Origin of the sequence: Pseudomonas sp. SL4(2022), from assembly GCF_026625725.1 — a bacterium.
Classification (GTDB): Bacteria; Pseudomonadota; Gammaproteobacteria; order Pseudomonadales; family Pseudomonadaceae; genus Aquipseudomonas.
This window is the reverse complement of record NZ_CP113060.1, coordinates 2,907,758-2,926,816: the sequence shown is the minus strand read 5'-3', so window position 1 is coordinate 2,926,816 and position 19,059 is coordinate 2,907,758. Positions and strand designations below refer to the sequence as shown.

Genomic DNA, 19,059 nt, shown 5'->3' with positions numbered 1-19,059 from the left:
CTTACTCCTCGACCGCCAGGTTGGCCTTGGCCGTCAGCTGGACAACCCGGTTATCGCGGTCAACCGGACGCACCTGCTGACCTTCGCGCAGCACCTGTCCTCCGGCCGCCACCACCCAATCAGTGGCCTGCAGGCCTTCGAGTACCGGCACGGTCTTTTCGCCATAAGCGCCGATGCGAACATCGGTGCGTTTGAGGGTTGAATCCTTCGGATCGACTACCCAGACGTAGGGCTGGCCCTTCTCCGCCGTCAGTGCCGACAGCGGCACGGCCAGCGGCACATCACCGTTGTGGGCAATAAACACACGGGCGCTCTGGCCCAGCTCCGCCGGCACCTTGCCTTCGACAAAGGCCACTCGAGCAGCGAAGGTGCGCGATTGCGGGTCGGCCGATGGCGACATCTCACGGATGCGCCCCGGGAAACGCTGATCCGGCTGCGACCACAGCTCAACCGCCACTTCCTGACCGACCTTGAAGCGTTCAAAGGCCTGCTCCGGCAGGTTGATCAACACTTCACGCTCGCCATCCGCGGCCAGGGTGAACACAGTCTGCCCAGCGGCGACCACCTGGCCGACCTCGACCATGCGCCGCGCCACCACGCCATCCTGGGAGGCGCGCAGCACGGCATAACCGGCTTGGTTGTTGGCCACATTGAATTCGGCCTTCACCTGTTTCAGGCGCGCCTCCCCGGAGCGGTAGGTATTTTCGGAATTGTCATACTGCGAGCGGCTGACCAAGTTGCGCGCCAGCAGGGTTTTGTAGCGGTCACGCTCGGCGCGCACCAGTTGCAAATTGGCTTCGGCAGCTGCCACCTGAGCACGGATGGCTTCCAGCTGCAGACGCACGTCTTGCGGGTCCAGCTCGGCCAGGGGCTGATCCTTCTTCACCCGCGAGCCGACATCGACCAGGCGCTTGGCCACCTTGCCACCAATGCGGAACGCCAGCTCCGGCTCCAGGCGCGCACGCACCTCACCGGGGTAGGCATCCATCAGGTCGCCAGCCAGTTGTGGCTGCACCACCATGGCCGGCCGCACGGCAACCGCAGCGGGCTCGCTATTGCCGCAGGCAGCGAGCAGCAGAATAAGACTGGCAGGCACAGCAACAGACAGGGCATGACGAAACATGATGACTAACCTTTGCGGAGGCTTTTGAATATTTATACTGCCGGGTATAGTAAAAATAGCAAACTCACTAGTCCAGTATTAAAACGACCAATGCCAAACAAAGTGTTGCCAACCAACGGCCCCGGTCGCCCGAAAGATCTGGCCAAGCGCAAAGCCATTCTGGAAGCGGCGAAAACCCTGTTTCTCAGCAATGGCTATGACGGTAGCAGTATGGATGCGATTGCCGCAGAAGCCGGGGTTTCCAAGCTCACGGTTTATAGCCACTTCACCGACAAGGAGAAGCTGTTTGCCGAAGCGGTGAAATCCAAGTGTGAGGAGCAATTGCCCGAACTGCTGTTCGAGCTGGACGACGAGGTGCCGTTGGCGCAGGCGTTGCTGAACATCGGCCGTGGCTTCAACCTGCTGATCAACAGCCGCGAGTCGGTGGAGCTGCATCGGGTGATGGTGAGCCTGGCCGCGCAGGATTCCAAGCTCTCGCGGGTGTTCTATGACGCCGGCCCACAGCGCGTGCTGCATGGCATGGAAGAACTGCTGCGTCAGGCCGACCAGAGCGGCAAATTGCGCGTACCCGACCCACTGAGCGCGGCGGACCAGTTCTTCTGCCTGATCAAGGGCGGCGCCAACTTCCGCCTGCTGATCGGCTGCGGTGAGGCGCTGCAAGGCGCCGAGGCCGAAGCGCATGTGCGCGATGCGGTCGAGGTATTCCTGCGTGCCTTCCGCGCCGACTAACGCAAGGCGGCGCCAGCGTTACTCGCTGGCGACTTGCAGCTTCTTCTTCGGGTAGATGTCGTAGCGGCTGGATTTACCTTCCAGGACATAGCCCGGCTTGGCGCCCTCAATCAGCGGCGCCTTACGCGGGCGCTTGACCACCACGCGATGGCTGGCCAGCGCCAACGCTGCGTCCAGCAGCGCCGGGGCATCCAGATCATCGCCGACAAACGGCCGGAACAAGCGCATCTCTTTCTTTACCAGCGCACTCTTGTCGCGGTGCGGGAACATCGGATCGAGGTAAATCACCTGCGGTGACTCGCCCTGCCAGGCGCGCATCAGTTCGATGGCATTGCCATTGAACAGCTGCATCTGCGCGGCAATCGGCGCCACATCGCGGTCCAGTGCAGCACGCGCCAGGCCATCTTCCAGCAGCGCAGCAATCAGCGGTTGACGCTCGATCAAGGTCATGCGGCAACCCAGACTGGCCAGCACAAAGGCATCTCGCCCCAGGCCAGCCGTGGCATCCAGCACCGTCGGGCGCACCCCGGCCTGCACCCCCACCGCCTTGGCGATCATCTGCCCGCTGCCACCACCGAATAACCGGCGATGCGCCACCGCACCTTCAACAAAATCCACTTTGACCGGCCCCGGCGCCTGCGGGCCCAGCGCCACCAGCTGCAAGCCGCCCTCGCCCAGCTGCATGGCGAACTCGCTGTCGCCGTCCAGCGGTAAACCCAGACGCGCGGCCCAGGCTTCAGCCGCCGCCTGCAGATGGGGAGCCAGGGCCTGCATACGAATTCTGGCTATTAGCCGCTCATCACTCATCAGAAAATGTGCTCAAAAATTACTCAATTGACCGTTGCAGCGGCCGACAACCTGCTTGAGCGGCATTTTGCCAGACCCGGCAGCATCCAGCCGCACCGAGTTCGTCATGTTCGATGTAATTTCCGCCCCACGCAGCGCCACGCCATCGGCCGCCAACACCAGCTCGATCAGCGAGACGCTGGATGAAGGCAAGCGCGCCTCGCTGGATTACCAGATTCTGCGGCGCACCCTGATGCCCGATGAGGTGGAGGCCGAAGCGCCTGCCAGCCGACCGGAAACGCCCAGCGAACCGCCCGCCATCACCGCCCAGGCCAGCGATTTTCAGGCACTGGCTGCCCAACGCGAACTGGAGCTGAACGTCAGTATCAACGCAGAACCGCAGAAAACCGACCCACTGGTGCTTGATCTGGCCGGCAACGGCTTCAGCACCAGCGGCATCAACCGCTCGGTGCGTTTCGACCTGGATGCCGACAGCACGCTCGACCAGATCAGCGTGCCCACCGGTGACGACGCCCTACTCGCCTATGACCGCAACGGCAACAGCCGCATTGATAATGGTCGTGAGTTGTTCGGCGACCAGAATGGGGCTGCCAACGGCTTTGCCGAACTGCGCAAATACGATGACAACGGTGATGGCCGCATCGACAGCCAGGATGCGATCTTCGAGCGCCTGAGCTTGCTGCGTTTCGATGCTCAGGGCCGGCAGTCGAGCCAGTCGCTAAGTCAGGCCGGCGTCAGCGCCATCGACCTGCACGCACGCGACGTGAAGATAGCCCTGGGTGCCTACGACGAAATCGCCCAACTCGGGCGCTTCGAATTCGCCGACGGCCGCAGCGGTCAGGCTGCAGACCTGCTGCTCGCGCAACGCTGATCAGCGACCCGCAGCGATGTGTTTAAACCGGTTCAGAGCAGACCCAGCTGCTCGACCGACTCTTCTGCCTGCACTGCCGACAATGCAGGCAAGCTTGGCAAACGCCGCATCAGCTGCTGATGAAAACGCTGCGCCAGCTGGGGCGCTAGGCGGTTGTCCGAGGTGTGCAGAAAGACGTAGGGTGTACGCCCCTCTTCAATCCAGCTCGCCACCTTGTCCAACCAGGGTGCCATAAACGGATCATTGGCCAGCAGCTCGGGATGGCCAATAAAGCGCAGCTGCGGGGCCTGGCTAAAGGCCGTTGGCCGCAGCGGCAGGCGCGGCTTCTTGGCCTGCGCATGCAACACCGCCGGTGCCATGGACACACAGCTGAACAGCGCCCGCGAATCCAGGCAGATGCGCTCGATACCACTCCCATGTAGCAGACGATTGAGGCTACGCTCCTCCTCGCCCTTGGCAAAGAACGCTGAATGACGGACCTCGACAGCCAATTCCGCGCCCTGCCAGGGCTCGATAAAAGCACGCAGTTCAGCCAACCGCTGCGGACCGAAGCTTGCCGGCAGCTGCAGCCAGAACGGCGCAACCCGCTTACCCAGCGGAGCCAGCAAGCGGCGGAAATCCTCGGCGGCGCTCAGCTGGTCTCGCAGATCGCCGTTATGGCTGATCTCTCGCGGCAGCTTGGCGCAAAAACGCAGATGCGCTGGCATGCGCTCGGCCCAACGCGCCACAGTCTCAACAGAAGGCGCGGCGTAGAAGGTGGTGTTGCCCTCAACAGCATTGAACACCTGCGCATACAACGGCAGAAAATCGGTATTGCGACTGCCCTCTGGATACAAGGAGCCGCGCCAGGCGGGCTCGCTCCATGACGGGCAACCGAGGTAGTAAGGCAACATTAATTTGCAGACCGTTGGCAAAGGTAGCGAACGAAGACCAGGCAAGGCGAGATCGGCTGAGGGAGCGCAGTGTACGAGTGGTACATGAGCACGACGAGACTGATATCAACGCGGCGTGGCCAAGTGCAGTAGTTTCGCAAGGGGCTTCTTAGGCGTAGAGGTCGAGGCCCATAACCTGCTGGGCATCCGTCTCGCTGGCGAAACTGGCGGTGGTGCTGTAGCTGGCCAAGGCCTGGGCGGCGCGGTTGTTCAGCGGCGGCTGGTACAGCTGGTCTTGCAAGCGCGATGGCAGGTTGTCGCTGCTGGCATTGCTGGCCTCAACCCGGCGCGGTTGAGCAATGGTTTCTAGGCCCTGGGTGCTGGCGGGTGCCGTTGGCTGCTCACGACGCTCCTCAACTTCGCGCTGCGCTTCGCGAAATGGCGTAACCGCAGAGCCCGGGCGGGCACTGCGGTCTGGCGAATAGGAGGAAGTAAAACCGTCGATACGCATCAATTACTGCTCGGCTACTTGGCCAATGATGGACACAGGTGATGGCAATTTAGCCCCAGCCGGGCAGCTTGGCAATCAAGCAACCGCCACGCGGCAATAGGCACGACAGAAGGCGCCGCCGAGGCCAGCCTCAGACCGCCGTTTTCGGCGTGGCCACCTGATCACGCAGGTAAACAGGCTGTGCCTGATCTGCGCCCACTGCTTCACCACGGGCCCAGGCAAAGCGCGCCAGACTGAGCAGGTCTTCGGCGTGTGGCAACATGGCTGCATCCTGCCCACTGACTGCAACCGGGAGGCGTGCAGCAAAGGTTCCCCAGCCCGTACCCGCACCGAACCAGTCGCCCGCCGCATCACGCGGCAGTCCGGCCCGCTCGGGTGCCACTACGGCTTCGATACCGGCCAGGCGCATTTCGCCCTGCTCCGCGCGGTAGCAACCCCAATAGACTTCATCCATGCGCGCATCGATGGCTGCAGCCACCTGCTGGACGCCGTGTTCACGCAGGCTGCGCTGCGCCAGCACGGCCAGGTTGGACACCGGCAGCACCGGGCGCTCCAACGCAAAGGCCAGGCCCTGCACCACACCAATGGCAATCCGCACACCGGTAAAGGCGCCCGGACCACGGCCAAAGGCAATCGCATCGAGCGCTGAAAGCGATACCTCAGCATCCGCCAGCAGCTGCTTGATCATCGGCAGTAGACGCTGAGCATGCAGGCGCGGAATGACTTCGTAATGACTGAGCACCTGGCCGTTATGCAGCAGCGCAACAGAGCAGGCTTCGGTGGCGGTATCCAGGGCCAGGAGAGTGGTCATTGCATTCGGACAGGTGACAAAATGGACGGGCATTAGACCGGCTTGAGGCATTTTTTTCCAGCGCAATCACTGCCGCTCGCGCCTGTAATACCGTCAAAATGTTTGCGCCAAGCGGCTGCAGCGAGCCGGATCCGGCCCGCTGCAGCCTGAACAGACGGACTTACCAGGCCTCGATCACGGTCTTGGCGTCCCAACCCTGTAGCGGCGCCTTGGACCAGGTACCGTAGCTGGCATTAGGGAAGACGATCCACTCGGTGCCCCACTTGCCGGCTTCAGCAGCGACAGTGGCACGCTGATCGGCCAGTGGCGTCTTGCGGAAACGCGCATCGAAGTCATGCAGGGTGTCGCCCAGCAGCAGCACGATCTGATGATCAGCACTGACGATAGCGCGACGCTCCACCTTGGGTGGACCCAGCAGTAGCACGCTGTCTTCGGAAATCTGCGGCAACCCCAGCTTGCTCAGCGTGGCCAGGGTGTACTTCTTCTGCTTATCGGCGCGATCGGAGATGTAGCGAATGGTCACCCCAAGCTTGTCGGCATGCTCAAGAAATTGCTTCGCCCCCGGAATCAGCGCGGGGGTACCGTCACGCTCCCAAGGCAGCCAGGTGTCCCAGGCGTCATAGGTGTGACAGTTGGCCAGATCACGCGCCAGCAGCGCGCTGTTATCAATGACGGTTTCATCCAAGTCGGTGACGATGGCCAGCTTGGACGGATCTTTCGCCGCAGCCACCGCCGCATCCAATTTCAGGGTAGCGATGTTGTAGGCCTGTAACTGCAGGGCCTGAACTTCCGCCGATTGCTGCTGGAAACGCAGGCCCATGGTGAACTCGGCAACACTGCAATCGGTCTTGGGCTTCACTGCAGAGTCGGCAAAAGCTGCAGGACTCCCCACCAGCACTAATGCAAGGCCCAACCAGATGGCACTCTTTGCTGTTTTCTCGGTCATTGGACGCGCTCTCTTCCTTAGTTTGAGTCAAGGCTTGATGTCTACCCCTTCAGCCTGGTATAGACCAATCGAATGCTAACTCAGGCGAGCGAGGTTACTGTTCTATGAACGACGCTCAGCGAGTCCAGCGCGCCAAGCGCAGAAACGACAACGGCCCGCATAAGCGGGCCGTTGACTGACTGCAGCAAGGCTTAACTGAGCGCAGCGAGCACCTTAGCAGTGATCTCGTCGACCGAGCCAACGCCAGCGATGGCACTGTACTTCGGCGTGCCTTCAGCGGCGGCGAGTTTCTGGTAGAAATCTACCAGCGGCTTGGTCTGCGAATGGTAGACAGACAGGCGATGACGCACGGTTTCTTCGGTGTCGTCCTTGCGCTGCACCAGATCTTCGCCGGTCGCATCGTCCTTGCCTTCGACTTTCGGCGGGTTGTAGACGATGTGGTAGACGCGACCGCTGGCCTCGTGCACACGGCGACCAGCAATGCGACCGACAATTTCTTCGTCGTCAACAGCGATCTCAACCACATTGTCGATGACCACGCCCGCTTCTTTCAGGGCTTCAGCCTGAGGAATGGTGCGCGGGAAACCATCGAAGAGGAAGCCATTGGCACAATCGGCCTGGGCAATGCGCTCCTTGACCAGATTGATGATCAGGTCATCAGAGACCAAACCACCGCTGTCCATCACGCTCTTGGCTTTCAGACCGAGTTCGGTGCCCGCTTTGACCGCAGCACGCAGCATGTCGCCGGTGGAGATTTGCGGAATACCAAATTTCTTGGTGATGAAACCAGCCTGGGTACCTTTGCCGGCACCGGGCGCCCCCAGCAGAATCACGCGCATCGATGTGCTCCTCAAGATTTAAGTAAAAATCGTCGGACTCGCCTCGTGGGGCCAATCTCAGAATTGTCCGGGCAACGCTGCCAGCATGGGCCAGAGTGCCGAAAGGCCGCTCAAGATACACAGCACACCCATAGCGCACAAGCCACCGAAAGTCGGATACGCCCATGAGCAAGGTAAGCCCCAGGCAGCGCTGCCAGTGACTTGCCGGGCCTGCTGCGCCACACGCTGGCATGCCCGGCTATGCGCCTCAACCCGTGTTGCGCAACCCAGCCGCGATACCCGCCACACTGACCAGCAGAGCCTGTTCCAGAGGGCTGTCAGCCTGATTGTCACGTGACCGTGAACGTGCCAGCAGTTCGGCCTGGAGCAGGTGCAACGGATCCAGGTAGGTGTTGCGCACACTGATCGACTCCAGGGTTTCCGGACTGTGCGCCAGCAGCTGCGACTGACCGGTCAGCCCCAGCACCGCGACCAATGCCTGCGACAATAGGCCGCGCAGATGCGCCCCCAGCGGCTGCAGGGCCGACTCGACCAGGCGCTGGTCATACAGCAAGGCGATGGACTCGTCGGCCTTGGCCAGCACCATCTCGAGCATGTCGATACGGGTGCGGAAGAACGGCCAGTGCTCACGCATTTGCCCGAGCAACTCGCCTTCGCCGCGCTGAAAAGCGTTGCCCAGCGCCGCCTCCCAACCCAGCCAGGCAGGCAGCATCAGGCGCGTTTGCGTCCAGGCGAAAATCCATGGAATCGCCCGTAGGCTCTCGACACCGCCCTCACGGCGCTTGGCCGGGCGGCTACCCAGCGGCAATCGACCCAGCTCCTGCTCCGGCGTTGCCTGGCGGAAATAGGCAACAAACTGCGGATGCTCGCGCACCACCGCGCGGTAGGCACTGACGCCATCGCTGGCCAGTTTGTCCATCAGCTCGCGCCAGGCCGGCTCCGGACTGGGCGGCGGCAACAAGGTGGCTTCCAGCACCGCCGCTAGATAAAGATTGAGGTTCTGTTCGGCGATATCCGGCAGGCCGAATTTGAAACGAATCATTTCACCCTGCTCAGTGGTGCGGAAACGCCCCATCACCGAGCCCGGCGGCTGCGACAGAATCGCCGCATGGGCCGGGCCACCGCCGCGCCCCACCGTGCCGCCGCGGCCGTGGAACAACAGTAACTCGACATCCTGCTCGCGGCACGCCTGCACCAGGGTCTCCTGGGCACGGTACTGCGCCCAGGCTGCTGCGGTGGTGCCGGCGTCCTTGGCCGAGTCGGAGTAACCGATCATCACCTCCTGCGGCCCATGCAAGCGCGCACGATAGCCATGCAGCGCCAGCAACCGGCTGATCACCGGGCCGGCGTTGTCCAGATCGGCCAGGGTTTCGAACAATGGCACCACGCGCATCGGCCGTTGCAACCCGGCTTCCTTGAGCAACAGCTGCACCGCCAGCACATCGGAAGCCGCACCGGCCATGGAAATCACGTAGGAACCCAGTGATGCCGCCGGCGCCCGCGCTACTTCACGACAGGTGGCCAGCACCTCCTCAGTTTCCCCGCTAGGTTTGAAGTGCCCCGGCAGCAGCGGCCGGCGGTTCTCCAGCTCTTTCAGCAAAAACACCAGGCGCGCCTCTTCATCCCACTCGGCGTAGCGCCCCAGACCGAGGTAATCGGTGATTTCGCTCATGGCGGCGGCGTGGCGGCTGGAGTCCTGCCGCACATCCAGACGCGCCAGGAACAGGCCAAAGGTCGCCGCGCGGCGCAAGCAATCGAGCAGCGGGCCATCAGCAATCACGCCCATGCCGCATTCATGCAGCGACTGGTAGCACAGGGTCAGTGGCTCCAGCAGCTCACGGTTGTCCTGCAACACGGCTGCAGGTGCTGGGATCTGCTCATGCAGAGCCGCCTGAGCCCAGCTGCGGGTGGTGCGCAGGCGCTCACGCAGTTGCTTGAGCAGGCTGCGATAGGGCTCGGCGCTCTCGCCTACCCGCGCCAATAATGCCGGGCTGGCCTGTTGCATGGACAACTCGGCAGCCAGATTATCGACATCGCGCAAATACAAATCCGCCGCCATCCAGCGCGCCAGCAGCAGCACTTCGCGGGTGACAGCGGACGTGACATTCGGGTTGCCGTCACGGTCACCGCCCATCCAGGAGGCAAAACGAATCGGCGCAGCATCCAGCGGCAGGTGCAACCCAGTGGCGCTGTGCAGCACCTGATCGGCCTTGCGCAGCACATTAGGGATGGCATGCCAGAGCGAATGCTCAATCACCGCAAAGCCCCATTTGGCTTCATCCACCGGACTCGGCCGGCTGCGGCGGATTTCCTCGGTATGCCAGGCTTCGGCAATCAGCCGTTGCAGGCGCTGTTTGACCTGCTCACGCTCGCCTGCCGAGAGGTCGCTGTGGTCGCCGGCGGCCAGCTGTTCGGCCATCGCATCGTATTTCTGGATCAGCGTGCGCCGCGCCACTTCGGTGGGGTGCGCGGTCAGCACCAGCTCAATATCCAGGCGACCAAACTGGCGAGCCAGCGCCTCGCCCTTGTGGCCGTTGCTGGATAGCCGCTGCAGCAGTTCTGCGAGGATATTGTCCTCAAACGGCTCCGGCTCACCCGGCGCGCGGCGCCGCACGCGATGGTACTGCTCGGCAATATTGGCCAGATTAAGGAACTGGTTGAATGCCCGCGCCACTGGCAGCAGTTCGTCATCATCCAGCTGGTTCAGGGTTGCACTGAGTTGCTCAGCGCCCTGTGAGGAGCCGCGGCGCGAGGCCTTGGCGCCCTTGCGAATACGCTCAATCTTGTCGAGAAAAGCTGCACCGTGTTGCAGGCTGATGGTGTTACCCAGGAGCTCGCCGAGTTGGTGAACGTCCTCGCGCAGGCGCGCGTCGATTTCTGCCATGACTATTGCCTCCACTGATCCTGCATTCAGAGTGCCCAGCGCGCCAACTTCTTACAAGTGCGCGACGCTTTTGCCGCACGGACCGGAGCAGGCACTAGTCTCAGTTAAGCAAGCCTGGCCCAGACTTACTGGGCGAATACGGAACAGAGATGAGGTCATCATGAAGATTCGCGAGCTTGTTCAGCACTGGCAGGAAAACGCCCGCGGGCGCCTGAGCGTCACGCCCTATCAAATACGACTCGACCTGGAAACCGCTGCACGCCTGGCAGCATTGCAGGAGATGTACCCCAAACATCACGTGGAGGAACTGCTCGGAGAGTTACTGGGTGCCGCACTGGACGAGCTGGAAGCCAGCCTGCCCTACGTCAGGGGCAGTAAAGTGGTGGCCACCGATGAACACGGTGATCCGTTGTATGAAGACATCGGCCTGACACCACGCTTCCTCGCGCTGTCGCGCCGGCATCTGCAGCGCCTCAACGAACAGCAGAGCCGCGCGAGCTAAGCGTTACTGAGCCGGGTTGCAGCGCACAGCCTGTTTGCGCTGATCGACCAGTACACCACTAAGGCCCTTCTGCTCCAGATCAAACAGCACCAGCACGCCATCGATGCACTGGGCGACCTGGCTAGCGGGTTTGACCGAGACCTTGTAGTCCTCGCCCGGTACGGTCTTGAGCATGGTGAACTCGGCCAGCAGCAGGGCATCTTCCGGCTTGGCCACATGCAGGTAGCCGTAGTAACCGAGCACAGCCACCGTGGCGCAGATGCTGCCAATAGCGGTGAGGATCAGCGGGATAGGATTTACTTCACTCATGACGGGCTCTCGGAGTTATCGGTTGGCGGGCTGAGCAACAGGCGGCGCAGCTTGCTACAAACCCATGCGCCTGCAAAGCCCCAGATTGCCGCATCACTTGCCGCCGGCGCGGACTTCTTCGCGGGCCTTGAACGTGGCCTCATAGATGCGCTCGGCCAGCCGCGAGAACGGCAGGCTCTGCACCCATACGGTGCCCGTGCCCTTGAGCGTGGCCAGCAGGATGCCTTCGCCACCGAACAGCATGCTTTTCAGGCCACCGGCCAGGGCAATGTCATATTCAATGCCCTGGGTAAAGGCCACCAGGCAGCCAGTGTCCAGACGCAAAGTTTCGTTGTTCAGTTGCTTGCGAATCACCGTGCCGCCGGCATGCACAAAGGCCAGGCCGTCGCCTTCGAGCTTTTGCAGGATAAAGCCTTCGCCGCCAAAGAAACCGGCCCCCAGACGCTTGTTGAAACTGATGCCCACCGCCGTGCCGTAGGCGGCGCAGAGAAAGGCGTCTTTCTGGCAAATCAGCGTACCGCCATGCTCAGCCAACTGAATCGGCACCACGGTGCCGGGATAAGGCGCGGCAAACGCCACCCGCGCCTGGGTTTTACCGGCATTGGAGAAGTGCGTCATAAACAGCGACTCCCCAGTGAGCATGCGTTTTCCGGCACTCCACAGTTTGCCCAGCACGCCGCTGGCGGCACCATCACCCATGCGCGTTTCAAAGCGGATGCCGTCAGTCATGTAGTTCATCACTCCGGCTTCGGCGATCACCGTTTCGCCCGGATCGAGAATGACCTCCACGCTCTGCGCGCTGGCGCCGAGGATTTCGTAATCGAGTTGATGGCTGGGCATATTGGCTCCTGGCAATTAGGCGACGACTCGGTGAAGGCTCCCCGGGCTTCATCCGGGCTACGAATCGTCTATTAAAGGGTTAGGCGCGTCACGAGCGAAGGTCGTGCGCAACGCTGCATACCCGAGCGCAGTAGCGCCTAGAGGATGTTGGCGTAGTCGGCTTCGATCCGATCAAGACTCAGGTGATTGAGGAAGTTGGAGAAGCACATCCAGGCCGACAGCGAGTTGAGGTCGCTGAACTGCGGTGGCAGGTACTTGGGCGCAACAACCAGCCCTTCATCCACCAGTTTGCGCAGGGTGCGCATGTCTTCCAGGGTGGTCTTGCCACAGAACAGCAGCGGGATCTGTTCCAGTTTGCCTTTGCGCACGGCCAACTGGATGTAGTTGTAAATCATGATAAAGCCTTTCAGGTAGGACAGGTCCTTGGTGAAAGGCAAGCCATTGGGGGTCGAACCGCGAAACACCCGGTTGGCGTTGCTGTAGCTGTCTTCCTGGGTAAAACCCTGCTCGCGGTAGAAATCGAAGACCTGCAGGAAATCTGCGCCCTCCTCGGCCATATGGATGGCACGGGTGCGGTTGGTCAGTTTGCGCAAACGGGTTGGATAAGAGGCGAAGGTGATCACTTCCATCAAAATCGCCAGCCCCTCCTGGGTCACGGTGGATGAGGGCGGGCCCTTAGCCAGAAAGGTGCAGATCGGCTGATTCAGCCCATTTAGGGTGGTGGCCACATGCACCAGGCCCTCATGCACTTCCAGGGCGCGCACATCGCGCTCGTTAAACATCGCGTCGCTGCGAATCTTGATGTAGTCAGCACCGGCGGCAGCGTCAGCGAGGATACCGTCGGACTCGAACACGCGAATGGTGCTCTCCGCCTCACCAAACACCTTGTTCAGGCGCTGCTGCAGCAGGTTGACCGCATCTTTGGCACTGAGGTTCTTGGCCTCGTCCTTGAGGTCGCCACGTTTGTCGATGTTGTTGAGAAAGTCGGAAAACATCATGCCCAGGTCGGCCAGTGTCGGGTCACCGGCATGGAAGGCATCGGAAGCCGCGCCATACAGTTCCTGGCTGATCATGCCGAAATCCTCGGTGCCGCGTGCCTCGAGCATGCGGATAACCATGCGGTACTCGCGACACATACGCCGCATGATCTGCCCGACCGGATTGAACTGACCGAGCTGGCGAGTGATATCCCGCTCGATGTTCTGGAACTCCAGTTTCTTTGCGGCAGCATCGAACGCCAGGGGCCGACTGGCGTAATAACCACGCTCTACTTTGGGCAGCTGCTTGCCCTTGTGCTTGAGAAACTCACTGCGGATCGAGTCGTCCCACTTCACCGCATCAAGGACACGGATGGGCGTCTGCGCCTCAACAATCCGGTCAGACAGAGCACGTACGATTAGTTGATAGCCGTCCAAACCGGTATGGCTGTTCATCATTAATCACCCGCGCGCTGATAACGCGCCACTTCGATAAAAACATCCGAGTTGGCCTGATCATCGAGGTAACCGAACACCTGCTCCAGCGGGCTGCTGATCAACACACCATCGCCTTCCGCGGCCGCAATCACTTCGCCCTCAAGCGTGCCCAGCTCCAACTCCTGGAGAATCCGGTCGACATCCAGGTTGTAAATAACCAGTTCATTACCGGTGGTCAGCTCAAAGCCGGCGATAGCAAAGTTGGCCCCCATACGTTTCGGCAGACCGGCTGACAGATACCAGCGGCGACCATGATGAGCCACGGTAAAACCATATTCCTCAACGCTGTCGAGGTTATCCAGGCTGTCGACATAGGCCCGCGCCTTGTACACGTTGGAACCGGCGCGGGTGATCTGCAGGTAAAGCTGCTCACCCCACTCGTTCTTACGCGACCACTCGCCAAGCAGGGGGATTGGGGCTGCTTCATTGGCCGGTATCGGGTCCTTGAAGGTCACCAGACAGCCACCCAGTAACAGAAAGGACACGGCAAGCAGCGCGCGCCAGGCGTTCATTCAGCTCTCCTTGTGAACGGATTGAGCGGGCCGACAAGTCTGTCAGAGGCCCAGTACCAGATGCATATAACGTTTAAGCATGGCCAACATATCTTCACTGTCCAGATGGTCGATACCATCGAGCAGCCCCTGATACTCCATGCGCACAATAATCGCCGTCAATAGCTTGGCATCCTGTTCGGCCTGCTGCGAGCCCAGCACCTCGAAGAAGTGCGTCACGCCTTGCAGCAGAATCTGCCGATGAGCCCGCAGCAAACCATGCAATCGCGGGTTGAGCAGTGCTTCCTGCTGGAAGGCCTGTTCGGCCAGCAGATACTCGCGTCGCGTAAGTAATTGTTGGCGCACATATTCCACGGCCAAGCGGGCGATTTCATTGGCCAGGCGACGACGCGCCTCGGCGCTACCATCCAGACGGCTTACCTGCTCGCGCAGCAAGCCTTCGGTACCACTCCAGAACTGCCCCATGTGCGCAGCACTGCGCTCGACAAACTGGGCAAAGGTGTCAGTGATCAGGTCGTTGATGTCTTTGAAGTAGTAGGTCGTCGCCGACAAGGGCACATCGGCCTCCGCCGCCACTGCACGGTGACGAACGGCACGCACACCGTCACGCACAATAATACGCATGGCAGCATCGAGAATGGCCTGGCGCCGTTGCTCACTGCCCTGACGGCTGGCTTTGCGCCCCTGATACTGCACGCTCTCGACTACAGCATTGGCAATCAGGGTGGCACTCTCTGGCGCGGGTTTGGCTGTCACAACAAGACAATCCTCTGTCGATTCATCACGTTACTTATCACTTAGTCAGTCAGCGGGGAAAATAATCCACTGGCTGATCATAAAAAACCAGGCAATAAAAAGCCGCCCGGAGGCGGCTTGTAGGTATCAGGCCTGCGGGCGCATGTGCGGGAACAAGATCACATCACGAATCGATGGTGAATTGGTCAGCAGCATCACCAAACGGTCGATCCCGATGCCCTCACCCGCTGTCGGCGGCATGCCGTACTCCAGGGCACGGACGAAGTCGGCGTCGTAGTGCATGGCTTCATCGTCACCAGCGTCCTTGTCAGCCACCTGCTGCATAAAGCGCTCGGCCTGGTCTTCCGCATCGTTCAGCTCGGAGTAGGCGTTGGCGATTTCACGGCCACCGATAAACAACTCGAAACGGTCGGTCACGCTCGGATCATCGTCACTGCGACGCGCCAGTGGCGAGACTTCGAACGGGTAACGGGTGATGAAGTGTGGCTGCTCCAGCTTGTGCTCGACCAGCTCTTCGAAAATCATCACCTGCAGTTTGCCCAGGCCTTCAAAGCCGAGCACCTTGGCACCGGCTTTTTTGGCGATGGCGCGAGCGGTGTCGAGGTCGTTGAGGTCGGCCGCGCTGATGTCCGGGTTGTACTTGAGGATCGAGTCGAACACCGACAAGCGCACAAACGGCTCGCCGAAGTGGAACACCTTGTCGCCGTATGGCACGTCGGTGGTGCCCAGCACCAGCATGGCCAACTCACGGAACAGTTCTTCGGTCAGGTCCATGTTGTCTTCGTAATCGGCGTAGGCCTGGTAGAACTCGAGCATGGTGAACTCGGGGTTGTGCCGGGTCGAAACACCTTCGTTACGGAAGTTGCGGTTGATCTCGAAGACCTTCTCAAAACCACCGACCACCAACCGCTTGAGGTACAGCTCCGGGGCGATGCGCAGGAACATCTGCATGTCCAGCGCGTTGTGGTGTGTCTCGAACGGTTTGGCGGCTGCACCACCGGGGATGGTTTGCAGCATCGGCGTTTCCACTTCAAGGAAATCGCGTTTCATCAGGAAGCTGCGGATGTGCGCAATCACTTGCGAACGCACGCGGAAGGTGTGGCGTGTTTCCTCGTTGACCATCAGGTCGACGTAACGCTGGCGATAGCGCTGTTCGGTGTCGGTCAAGCCGTGGTGTTTGTCCGGCAGTGGGCGCAGTGACTTGGTCAGCAGGCGCACGTCGGTCATTTCCACGTACAGGTCACCCTTGCCGGAACGAGCCAGGGTGCCAACTGCAGAGATAATGTCGCCCAGGTCCCAGTGCTTGATCGCTTCCAGGGTTTCGGCCGGCAGAGCCTTGCGGTTAACGTAGACCTGGATACGCCCAGTCATGTCCTGAATCACCATGAACGAGCCACGGTTGAGCATGATGCGCCCCGCCACCTTGACGGGAATGGCCGCCTCAGCCAGCTCTTCCTTGGTTTTCTCGGCGTACTGCTTTTGCAGATCAGCACAGTAGTGCTCACGACGGAAATCGTTCGGGAAGGCGTTGCCCTGCTCACGGATAGCGGCAAGCTTTTCCTTGCGCTGGGCAATCAGCTTGTTTTCTTCGTGCTGCCCGTCTTCGTGGGAAGAGGCGTGCGGGTCAAGTTGTTGGTCGCTCATGGTCATCGGTTTCCGTCACAGGGTCGTTGCCGCCCTCTGCTGGAGGGCGGAATCGAAAGGTATTACAGGCCTTGTTTGAGGCTGGCCTCAAGGTACTGGTCGAGGTCGCCATCGAGAACCTTCTGGCAGTCGCTGCGTTCAACGCCGGTACGCAGATCCTTGATGCGCGAGTCATCAAGCACGTAGGATCGAATCTGATGGCCCCAGCCGATATCCGACTTGGAGTCTTCCAGCGCCTGGGACGCCGCGTTGCGTTTCATCATTTCCAGCTCGTACAACTTGGCCCGCAGCATCTTCATGGCGGTGTCCTTGTTGGCGTGCTGCGAGCGCTCGTTCTGGCACGCCACCACGGTATTGGTCGGTACGTGGGTGATACGTACCGCCGAGTCGGTGGTGTTGACGTGCTGACCACCCGCGCCGGAGGAGCGGTAGGTGTCGATGCGCAGGTCAGACGGGTTGATCTCGATCTCAACCTTGTCGTCGATCTCAGGCGACACGAACACCGCCGAGAACGAGGTGTGGCGACGCGCGCCAGAGTCGAAGGGGCTCTTGCGCACCAGCCGATGCACGCCAATCTCGGTGCGCAGCCAGCCGAAGGCGTACTCGCCCTTGATGTGCACGGTGGCACCTTTGATACCGGCCACTTCGCCTTCAGAAAGCTCGACGATCTCGGCGCTGAAGCCGCGCTTATCAGCCCAGCGCAGGTACATACGCAGCAGGATGTTGGCCCAGTCTTGCGCCTCGGTGCCGCCGGAACCGGCCTGGATATCCAGGTAGCAGTTGTTCGGGTCCATCTCGTGGCTGAACATGCGGCGGAATTCCAGCTTCTCGAGGATGCCGCGCAGGCGCTCGAGTTCACTGACGATATCGCTTACAGCCGCTTCATCATCCTCTTCGACAGCCATGTCGAGCAGGTCACGGGAATCGGCCAGGCTGCTGGTCAGATCGTCGATGGTTTCGACGATCTGCGCCAGCGTGGCGCGCTCACGGCCCAGGCTCTGGGCGTATTCGGGCTTGTTCCAGACGTTCGGGTCTTCGAGTTCGCGGTTTACTTCGACCAGACGATCATGCTTGTGATCGTAGTCAAAGATACCCCCGAATAGTCTGGGTGCGCTCGGACAGGTCCTTGATGCTATTAAGGATCGGGTTGATTTCCATGACTGGCAGCACTCGTAGGTCAAACTTTCGGAAAAGCCGGTGAGTATAACGCAGTCACTAGTCACCTGGCAGCCCGCAATCGCCTGCCTCACACCGCGGCACAGACCAACGGCGCTCTATACACAACACCAACCACAGCTAAGCCTTTTGCCGCAGGAGTCGTCGTGTCGCATGCGCTCATCGCAGAGCATGCGCAGCCGATTTGCCATTCTGATTGCACTGTTGGTCGCAGGGCTGAGCTGGCTGCAGGGCACCTTGATCAGGTATGACACCAGCCAACGCATCCGCCAGGAAGTGGGACTGCACCTGGCCGAAATCTCCTACATGGTGATTGCGCGCCTGGATCATGATGTACAAAGCCGAGCGGCCATGCTGCAGGTCATTGGCCACCTGCGCGTTCTCAGGCAGCCCTACAATGTGTCCGATGGCGTCCATTTCTGGAGCGTTTGAAGAGCGAGTTGCCCAGCATCGCCTGGAGCGGATTCAAGGCCCCACAGGGTGCAGTGATTGCCTCCAGCAACGGTGGCGCCCCGTGGCCGCCGGACAGCAGCAATCTGGCTGAAGCTCTGGAACAGGTAGATCAAGCCCTTTACCGTACCCAACACGCCCGCAAGAACTGCGCAGTTTTGCATGGTGCCTAAGGTTATTGCGCGTGCAAGCGCTGTAGTTGGCCAGCCAATTCAGCCGCGTGCCGCTCGATAACCAGCGGCACCAGGTTTTCACTGTAATCCAGCAGACGTGGGTAGATGAATTTCCAACGTGTCGAAGCACGTTGCAGCCGCTGACGCGCTGGCTCATCGGCCAGTTCACCATTCAAGCTGAGCAACTCGGCTTCGACTTGCTTGGCCAGCACGTCAATATCCTGATTCAGGTAGTGCTGCTGTTGCTCCGGCAGAGTTTCTATATCACCGACATAGGCACGAGCGGTGTAGCGCGCAGCCAGGTATTGCACCTTGGCCGGCAGACTCTGCAAGCGCTGGTCGGCAGCCGATAGTGGCTGCGCCAGACCTTTGAGCAATTGCTGCTCGATTGATTCCAGAGCCGCAATCAGTTCACGCTGAGCCTTGCTGTACTGGAAGTTGAATTCCCACGGCAGGTCCGGTTCGCCGGGCTTGTAGGCCAAGGTCTGCTCGACCAGAGCGGTAAAGGCCGCCAGAGGTGCCTGCAGCTGCTCCATAGCCAACCGAGCCGAATCGGACTGGGCCTGCGCCTGCAGGGTAGCCAGGCTTTCGCGCAGCTTGCCCAGATCAGCCTGCACCTTGGCCGCCAGTTCGGCATGCCCACCCTCACCGCGATGAATGAACAGGTCCGTACTGGTGCGGAATACCTGCACCTGGGCCTGCTGCACCTGGACCAACGCCACGCCGGGCGAAGCCTGCAACATCGAACTGAAGAGAACCATCGCCAGGCTCAGCAGACAATTTGTGTAGGTGCAGCGCATCGGGCATCCATCCATTGCGGGGAAAACGC

General features: G+C 60.8%; 20 protein-coding genes. 4 read left to right on the top strand and 16 right to left on the bottom strand.

The features are described 5' to 3' along the window. Position 1 precedes the first annotated feature (1 nt). Positions 2 to 1,123, bottom strand: a complete 1,122-nt coding sequence (locus tag OU997_RS13765) for an efflux RND transporter periplasmic adaptor subunit (RefSeq protein ID WP_108486725.1) — start codon at positions 1,121 to 1,123, stop codon at positions 2 to 4. Positions 1,124 to 1,213: 90 nt separating this feature from the next. Here OU997_RS13765 and OU997_RS13760 point away from each other — a divergent pair, with 90 nt between their 5' ends. Further along, positions 1,214 to 1,852, top strand: coding sequence for a TetR/AcrR family transcriptional regulator (locus tag OU997_RS13760; RefSeq protein WP_108486724.1), 639 nt, complete (start codon positions 1,214 to 1,216; stop codon positions 1,850 to 1,852). Between the two features lie 18 nt (positions 1,853 to 1,870). Here OU997_RS13760 and OU997_RS13755 read toward each other — a convergent pair whose 3' ends face one another. Continuing rightward, positions 1,871 to 2,659, bottom strand: coding sequence for a class I SAM-dependent methyltransferase (locus tag OU997_RS13755; RefSeq protein WP_108486723.1), 789 nt, complete (start codon positions 2,657 to 2,659; stop codon positions 1,871 to 1,873). Positions 2,660 to 2,765: 106 nt separating this feature from the next. Between OU997_RS13755 and OU997_RS13750 the strand changes: the two genes are divergently transcribed. Further along, complete coding sequence (locus tag OU997_RS13750; protein WP_267807094.1) at positions 2,766 to 3,530, top strand: hypothetical protein; 765 nt, start codon at positions 2,766 to 2,768, stop codon at positions 3,528 to 3,530. Positions 3,531 to 3,562: 32 nt separating this feature from the next. Here OU997_RS13750 and OU997_RS13745 read toward each other — a convergent pair whose 3' ends face one another. The 6 genes from OU997_RS13745 to ppc all read right to left on the bottom strand — a co-directional run bounded on the left by OU997_RS13745 (position 3,563) and on the right by ppc (position 10,393). Next, positions 3,563 to 4,423, bottom strand: a complete 861-nt coding sequence (locus OU997_RS13745; RefSeq protein WP_267807092.1) for a DUF72 domain-containing protein — start codon at positions 4,421 to 4,423, stop codon at positions 3,563 to 3,565. Between the two features lie 148 nt (positions 4,424 to 4,571). Beyond that, positions 4,572 to 4,913, bottom strand: a complete 342-nt coding sequence (locus OU997_RS13740; protein WP_267807090.1) for a hypothetical protein — start codon at positions 4,911 to 4,913, stop codon at positions 4,572 to 4,574. Between the two features lie 130 nt (positions 4,914 to 5,043). Beyond that, complete coding sequence (gene tsaB, locus OU997_RS13735) at positions 5,044 to 5,724, bottom strand: tRNA (adenosine(37)-N6)-threonylcarbamoyltransferase complex dimerization subunit type 1 TsaB (RefSeq protein ID WP_108486732.1); 681 nt, start codon at positions 5,722 to 5,724, stop codon at positions 5,044 to 5,046. 160 nt (positions 5,725 to 5,884) lie between these two features. After that, the gene (locus tag OU997_RS13730; RefSeq protein ID WP_267807087.1) at positions 5,885 to 6,670 is read right to left on the bottom strand and encodes a 5'-nucleotidase, lipoprotein e(P4) family; all 786 of its coding nucleotides are present in this window, start codon (positions 6,668 to 6,670) and stop codon (positions 5,885 to 5,887) included. Positions 6,671 to 6,861: 191 nt separating this feature from the next. Beyond that, on the bottom strand, positions 6,862 to 7,509 hold the full coding sequence (gene adk / locus OU997_RS13725) for an adenylate kinase (protein WP_267807086.1): 648 nt from the start codon (positions 7,507 to 7,509) through the stop codon (positions 6,862 to 6,864). A 247-nt stretch (positions 7,510 to 7,756) separates the two neighbouring features. Then, positions 7,757 to 10,393, bottom strand: coding sequence for a phosphoenolpyruvate carboxylase (ppc, locus tag OU997_RS13720; RefSeq protein WP_267807085.1), 2,637 nt, complete (start codon positions 10,391 to 10,393; stop codon positions 7,757 to 7,759). A 160-nt stretch (positions 10,394 to 10,553) separates the two neighbouring features. Here ppc and OU997_RS13715 point away from each other — a divergent pair, with 160 nt between their 5' ends. Next, on the top strand, positions 10,554 to 10,895 hold the full coding sequence (locus OU997_RS13715; RefSeq protein WP_108486716.1) for a pilin assembly protein: 342 nt from the start codon (positions 10,554 to 10,556) through the stop codon (positions 10,893 to 10,895). A gap of 3 nt (positions 10,896 to 10,898) precedes the next feature. On the opposite strand, the gene OU997_RS13710 is transcribed toward OU997_RS13715, so the two are convergent. The 7 genes from OU997_RS13710 to prfB form a co-directional block, all read right to left on the bottom strand. Next, positions 10,899 to 11,204, bottom strand: a complete 306-nt coding sequence (locus OU997_RS13710) for a hypothetical protein (RefSeq protein ID WP_108486715.1) — start codon at positions 11,202 to 11,204, stop codon at positions 10,899 to 10,901. A gap of 93 nt (positions 11,205 to 11,297) precedes the next feature. Then, entirely contained in the window at positions 11,298 to 12,044 is a 747-nt protein-coding gene (locus OU997_RS13705) for a TIGR00266 family protein (protein WP_108486714.1), read from the bottom strand. 137 nt (positions 12,045 to 12,181) lie between these two features. Next, a complete protein-coding gene (locus tag OU997_RS13700; RefSeq protein WP_108486713.1) occupies positions 12,182 to 13,477 on the bottom strand; it encodes a flavohemoglobin expression-modulating QEGLA motif protein in 1,296 nt (431 codons plus the stop codon). A gap of 2 nt (positions 13,478 to 13,479) precedes the next feature. Next, the gene (locus OU997_RS13695) at positions 13,480 to 14,031 is read right to left on the bottom strand and encodes a hypothetical protein (RefSeq protein ID WP_108486712.1); all 552 of its coding nucleotides are present in this window, start codon (positions 14,029 to 14,031) and stop codon (positions 13,480 to 13,482) included. 42 nt (positions 14,032 to 14,073) lie between these two features. Further along, complete coding sequence (locus OU997_RS13690) at positions 14,074 to 14,787, bottom strand: TetR/AcrR family transcriptional regulator (protein WP_108486711.1); 714 nt, start codon at positions 14,785 to 14,787, stop codon at positions 14,074 to 14,076. Positions 14,788 to 14,913: 126 nt separating this feature from the next. Then, a complete protein-coding gene (gene lysS / locus OU997_RS13685) occupies positions 14,914 to 16,431 on the bottom strand; it encodes a lysine--tRNA ligase (protein ID WP_267807081.1) in 1,518 nt (505 codons plus the stop codon). A 62-nt stretch (positions 16,432 to 16,493) separates the two neighbouring features. Next, positions 16,494 to 17,589 (bottom strand): peptide chain release factor 2 gene (prfB, locus tag OU997_RS13680; protein ID WP_267807079.1). Its coding sequence is split into 2 segments (ribosomal slippage): positions 16,494 to 17,516 and positions 17,518 to 17,589, totalling 1,095 coding nucleotides; the frame shifts between segments, so codons are not numbered across the junction. Positions 17,590 to 17,760: 171 nt separating this feature from the next. Between prfB and OU997_RS13675 the strand changes: the two genes are divergently transcribed. After that, positions 17,761 to 18,039: a hypothetical protein gene (locus OU997_RS13675; RefSeq protein WP_267807077.1), complete on the top strand. Its 279-nt coding sequence runs from the start codon at positions 17,761 to 17,763 to the stop codon at positions 18,037 to 18,039. Positions 18,040 to 18,232: 193 nt separating this feature from the next. Here OU997_RS13675 and OU997_RS13670 read toward each other — a convergent pair whose 3' ends face one another. Continuing rightward, a complete protein-coding gene (locus OU997_RS13670) occupies positions 18,233 to 18,991 on the bottom strand; it encodes a hypothetical protein (protein WP_267807075.1) in 759 nt (252 codons plus the stop codon). Positions 18,992 to 19,059 lie beyond the last annotated feature (68 nt).

Bases quoted from the DNA above. Each gene is read 5' to 3' on its own strand.
- OU997_RS13765 (WP_108486725.1), bottom strand. From the start codon at position 1,123: ATGTTTCGTCATGCCCTGTCTGTTGCTGTGCCTGCCAGTCTTATTCTG.
- OU997_RS13760 (WP_108486724.1), top strand. From the start codon at position 1,214: ATGCCAAACAAAGTGTTGCCAACCAACGGCCCCGGTCGCCCGAAAGAT.
- OU997_RS13755 (WP_108486723.1), bottom strand. From the start codon at position 2,659: ATGAGTGATGAGCGGCTAATAGCCAGAATTCGTATGCAGGCCCTGGCT.
- OU997_RS13750 (WP_267807094.1), top strand. From the start codon at position 2,766: ATGTTCGATGTAATTTCCGCCCCACGCAGCGCCACGCCATCGGCCGCC.
- OU997_RS13745 (WP_267807092.1), bottom strand. From the start codon at position 4,423: ATGTTGCCTTACTACCTCGGTTGCCCGTCATGGAGCGAGCCCGCCTGG.
- OU997_RS13740 (WP_267807090.1), bottom strand. From the start codon at position 4,913: ATGCGTATCGACGGTTTTACTTCCTCCTATTCGCCAGACCGCAGTGCC.
- tsaB (WP_108486732.1), bottom strand. From the start codon at position 5,724: ATGACCACTCTCCTGGCCCTGGATACCGCCACCGAAGCCTGCTCTGTT.
- OU997_RS13730 (WP_267807087.1), bottom strand. From the start codon at position 6,670: ATGACCGAGAAAACAGCAAAGAGTGCCATCTGGTTGGGCCTTGCATTA.
- adk (WP_267807086.1), bottom strand. From the start codon at position 7,509: ATGCGCGTGATTCTGCTGGGGGCGCCCGGTGCCGGCAAAGGTACCCAG.
- ppc (WP_267807085.1), bottom strand. From the start codon at position 10,393: ATGGCAGAAATCGACGCGCGCCTGCGCGAGGACGTTCACCAACTCGGC.
- OU997_RS13715 (WP_108486716.1), top strand. From the start codon at position 10,554: ATGAAGATTCGCGAGCTTGTTCAGCACTGGCAGGAAAACGCCCGCGGG.
- OU997_RS13710 (WP_108486715.1), bottom strand. From the start codon at position 11,204: ATGAGTGAAGTAAATCCTATCCCGCTGATCCTCACCGCTATTGGCAGC.
- OU997_RS13705 (WP_108486714.1), bottom strand. From the start codon at position 12,044: ATGCCCAGCCATCAACTCGATTACGAAATCCTCGGCGCCAGCGCGCAG.
- OU997_RS13700 (WP_108486713.1), bottom strand. From the start codon at position 13,477: ATGAACAGCCATACCGGTTTGGACGGCTATCAACTAATCGTACGTGCT.
- OU997_RS13695 (WP_108486712.1), bottom strand. From the start codon at position 14,031: ATGAACGCCTGGCGCGCGCTGCTTGCCGTGTCCTTTCTGTTACTGGGT.
- lysS (WP_267807081.1), bottom strand. From the start codon at position 16,431: ATGAGCGACCAACAACTTGACCCGCACGCCTCTTCCCACGAAGACGGG.
- OU997_RS13675 (WP_267807077.1), top strand. From the start codon at position 17,761: ATGCGCTCATCGCAGAGCATGCGCAGCCGATTTGCCATTCTGATTGCA.
- OU997_RS13670 (WP_267807075.1), bottom strand. From the start codon at position 18,991: ATGGTTCTCTTCAGTTCGATGTTGCAGGCTTCGCCCGGCGTGGCGTTG.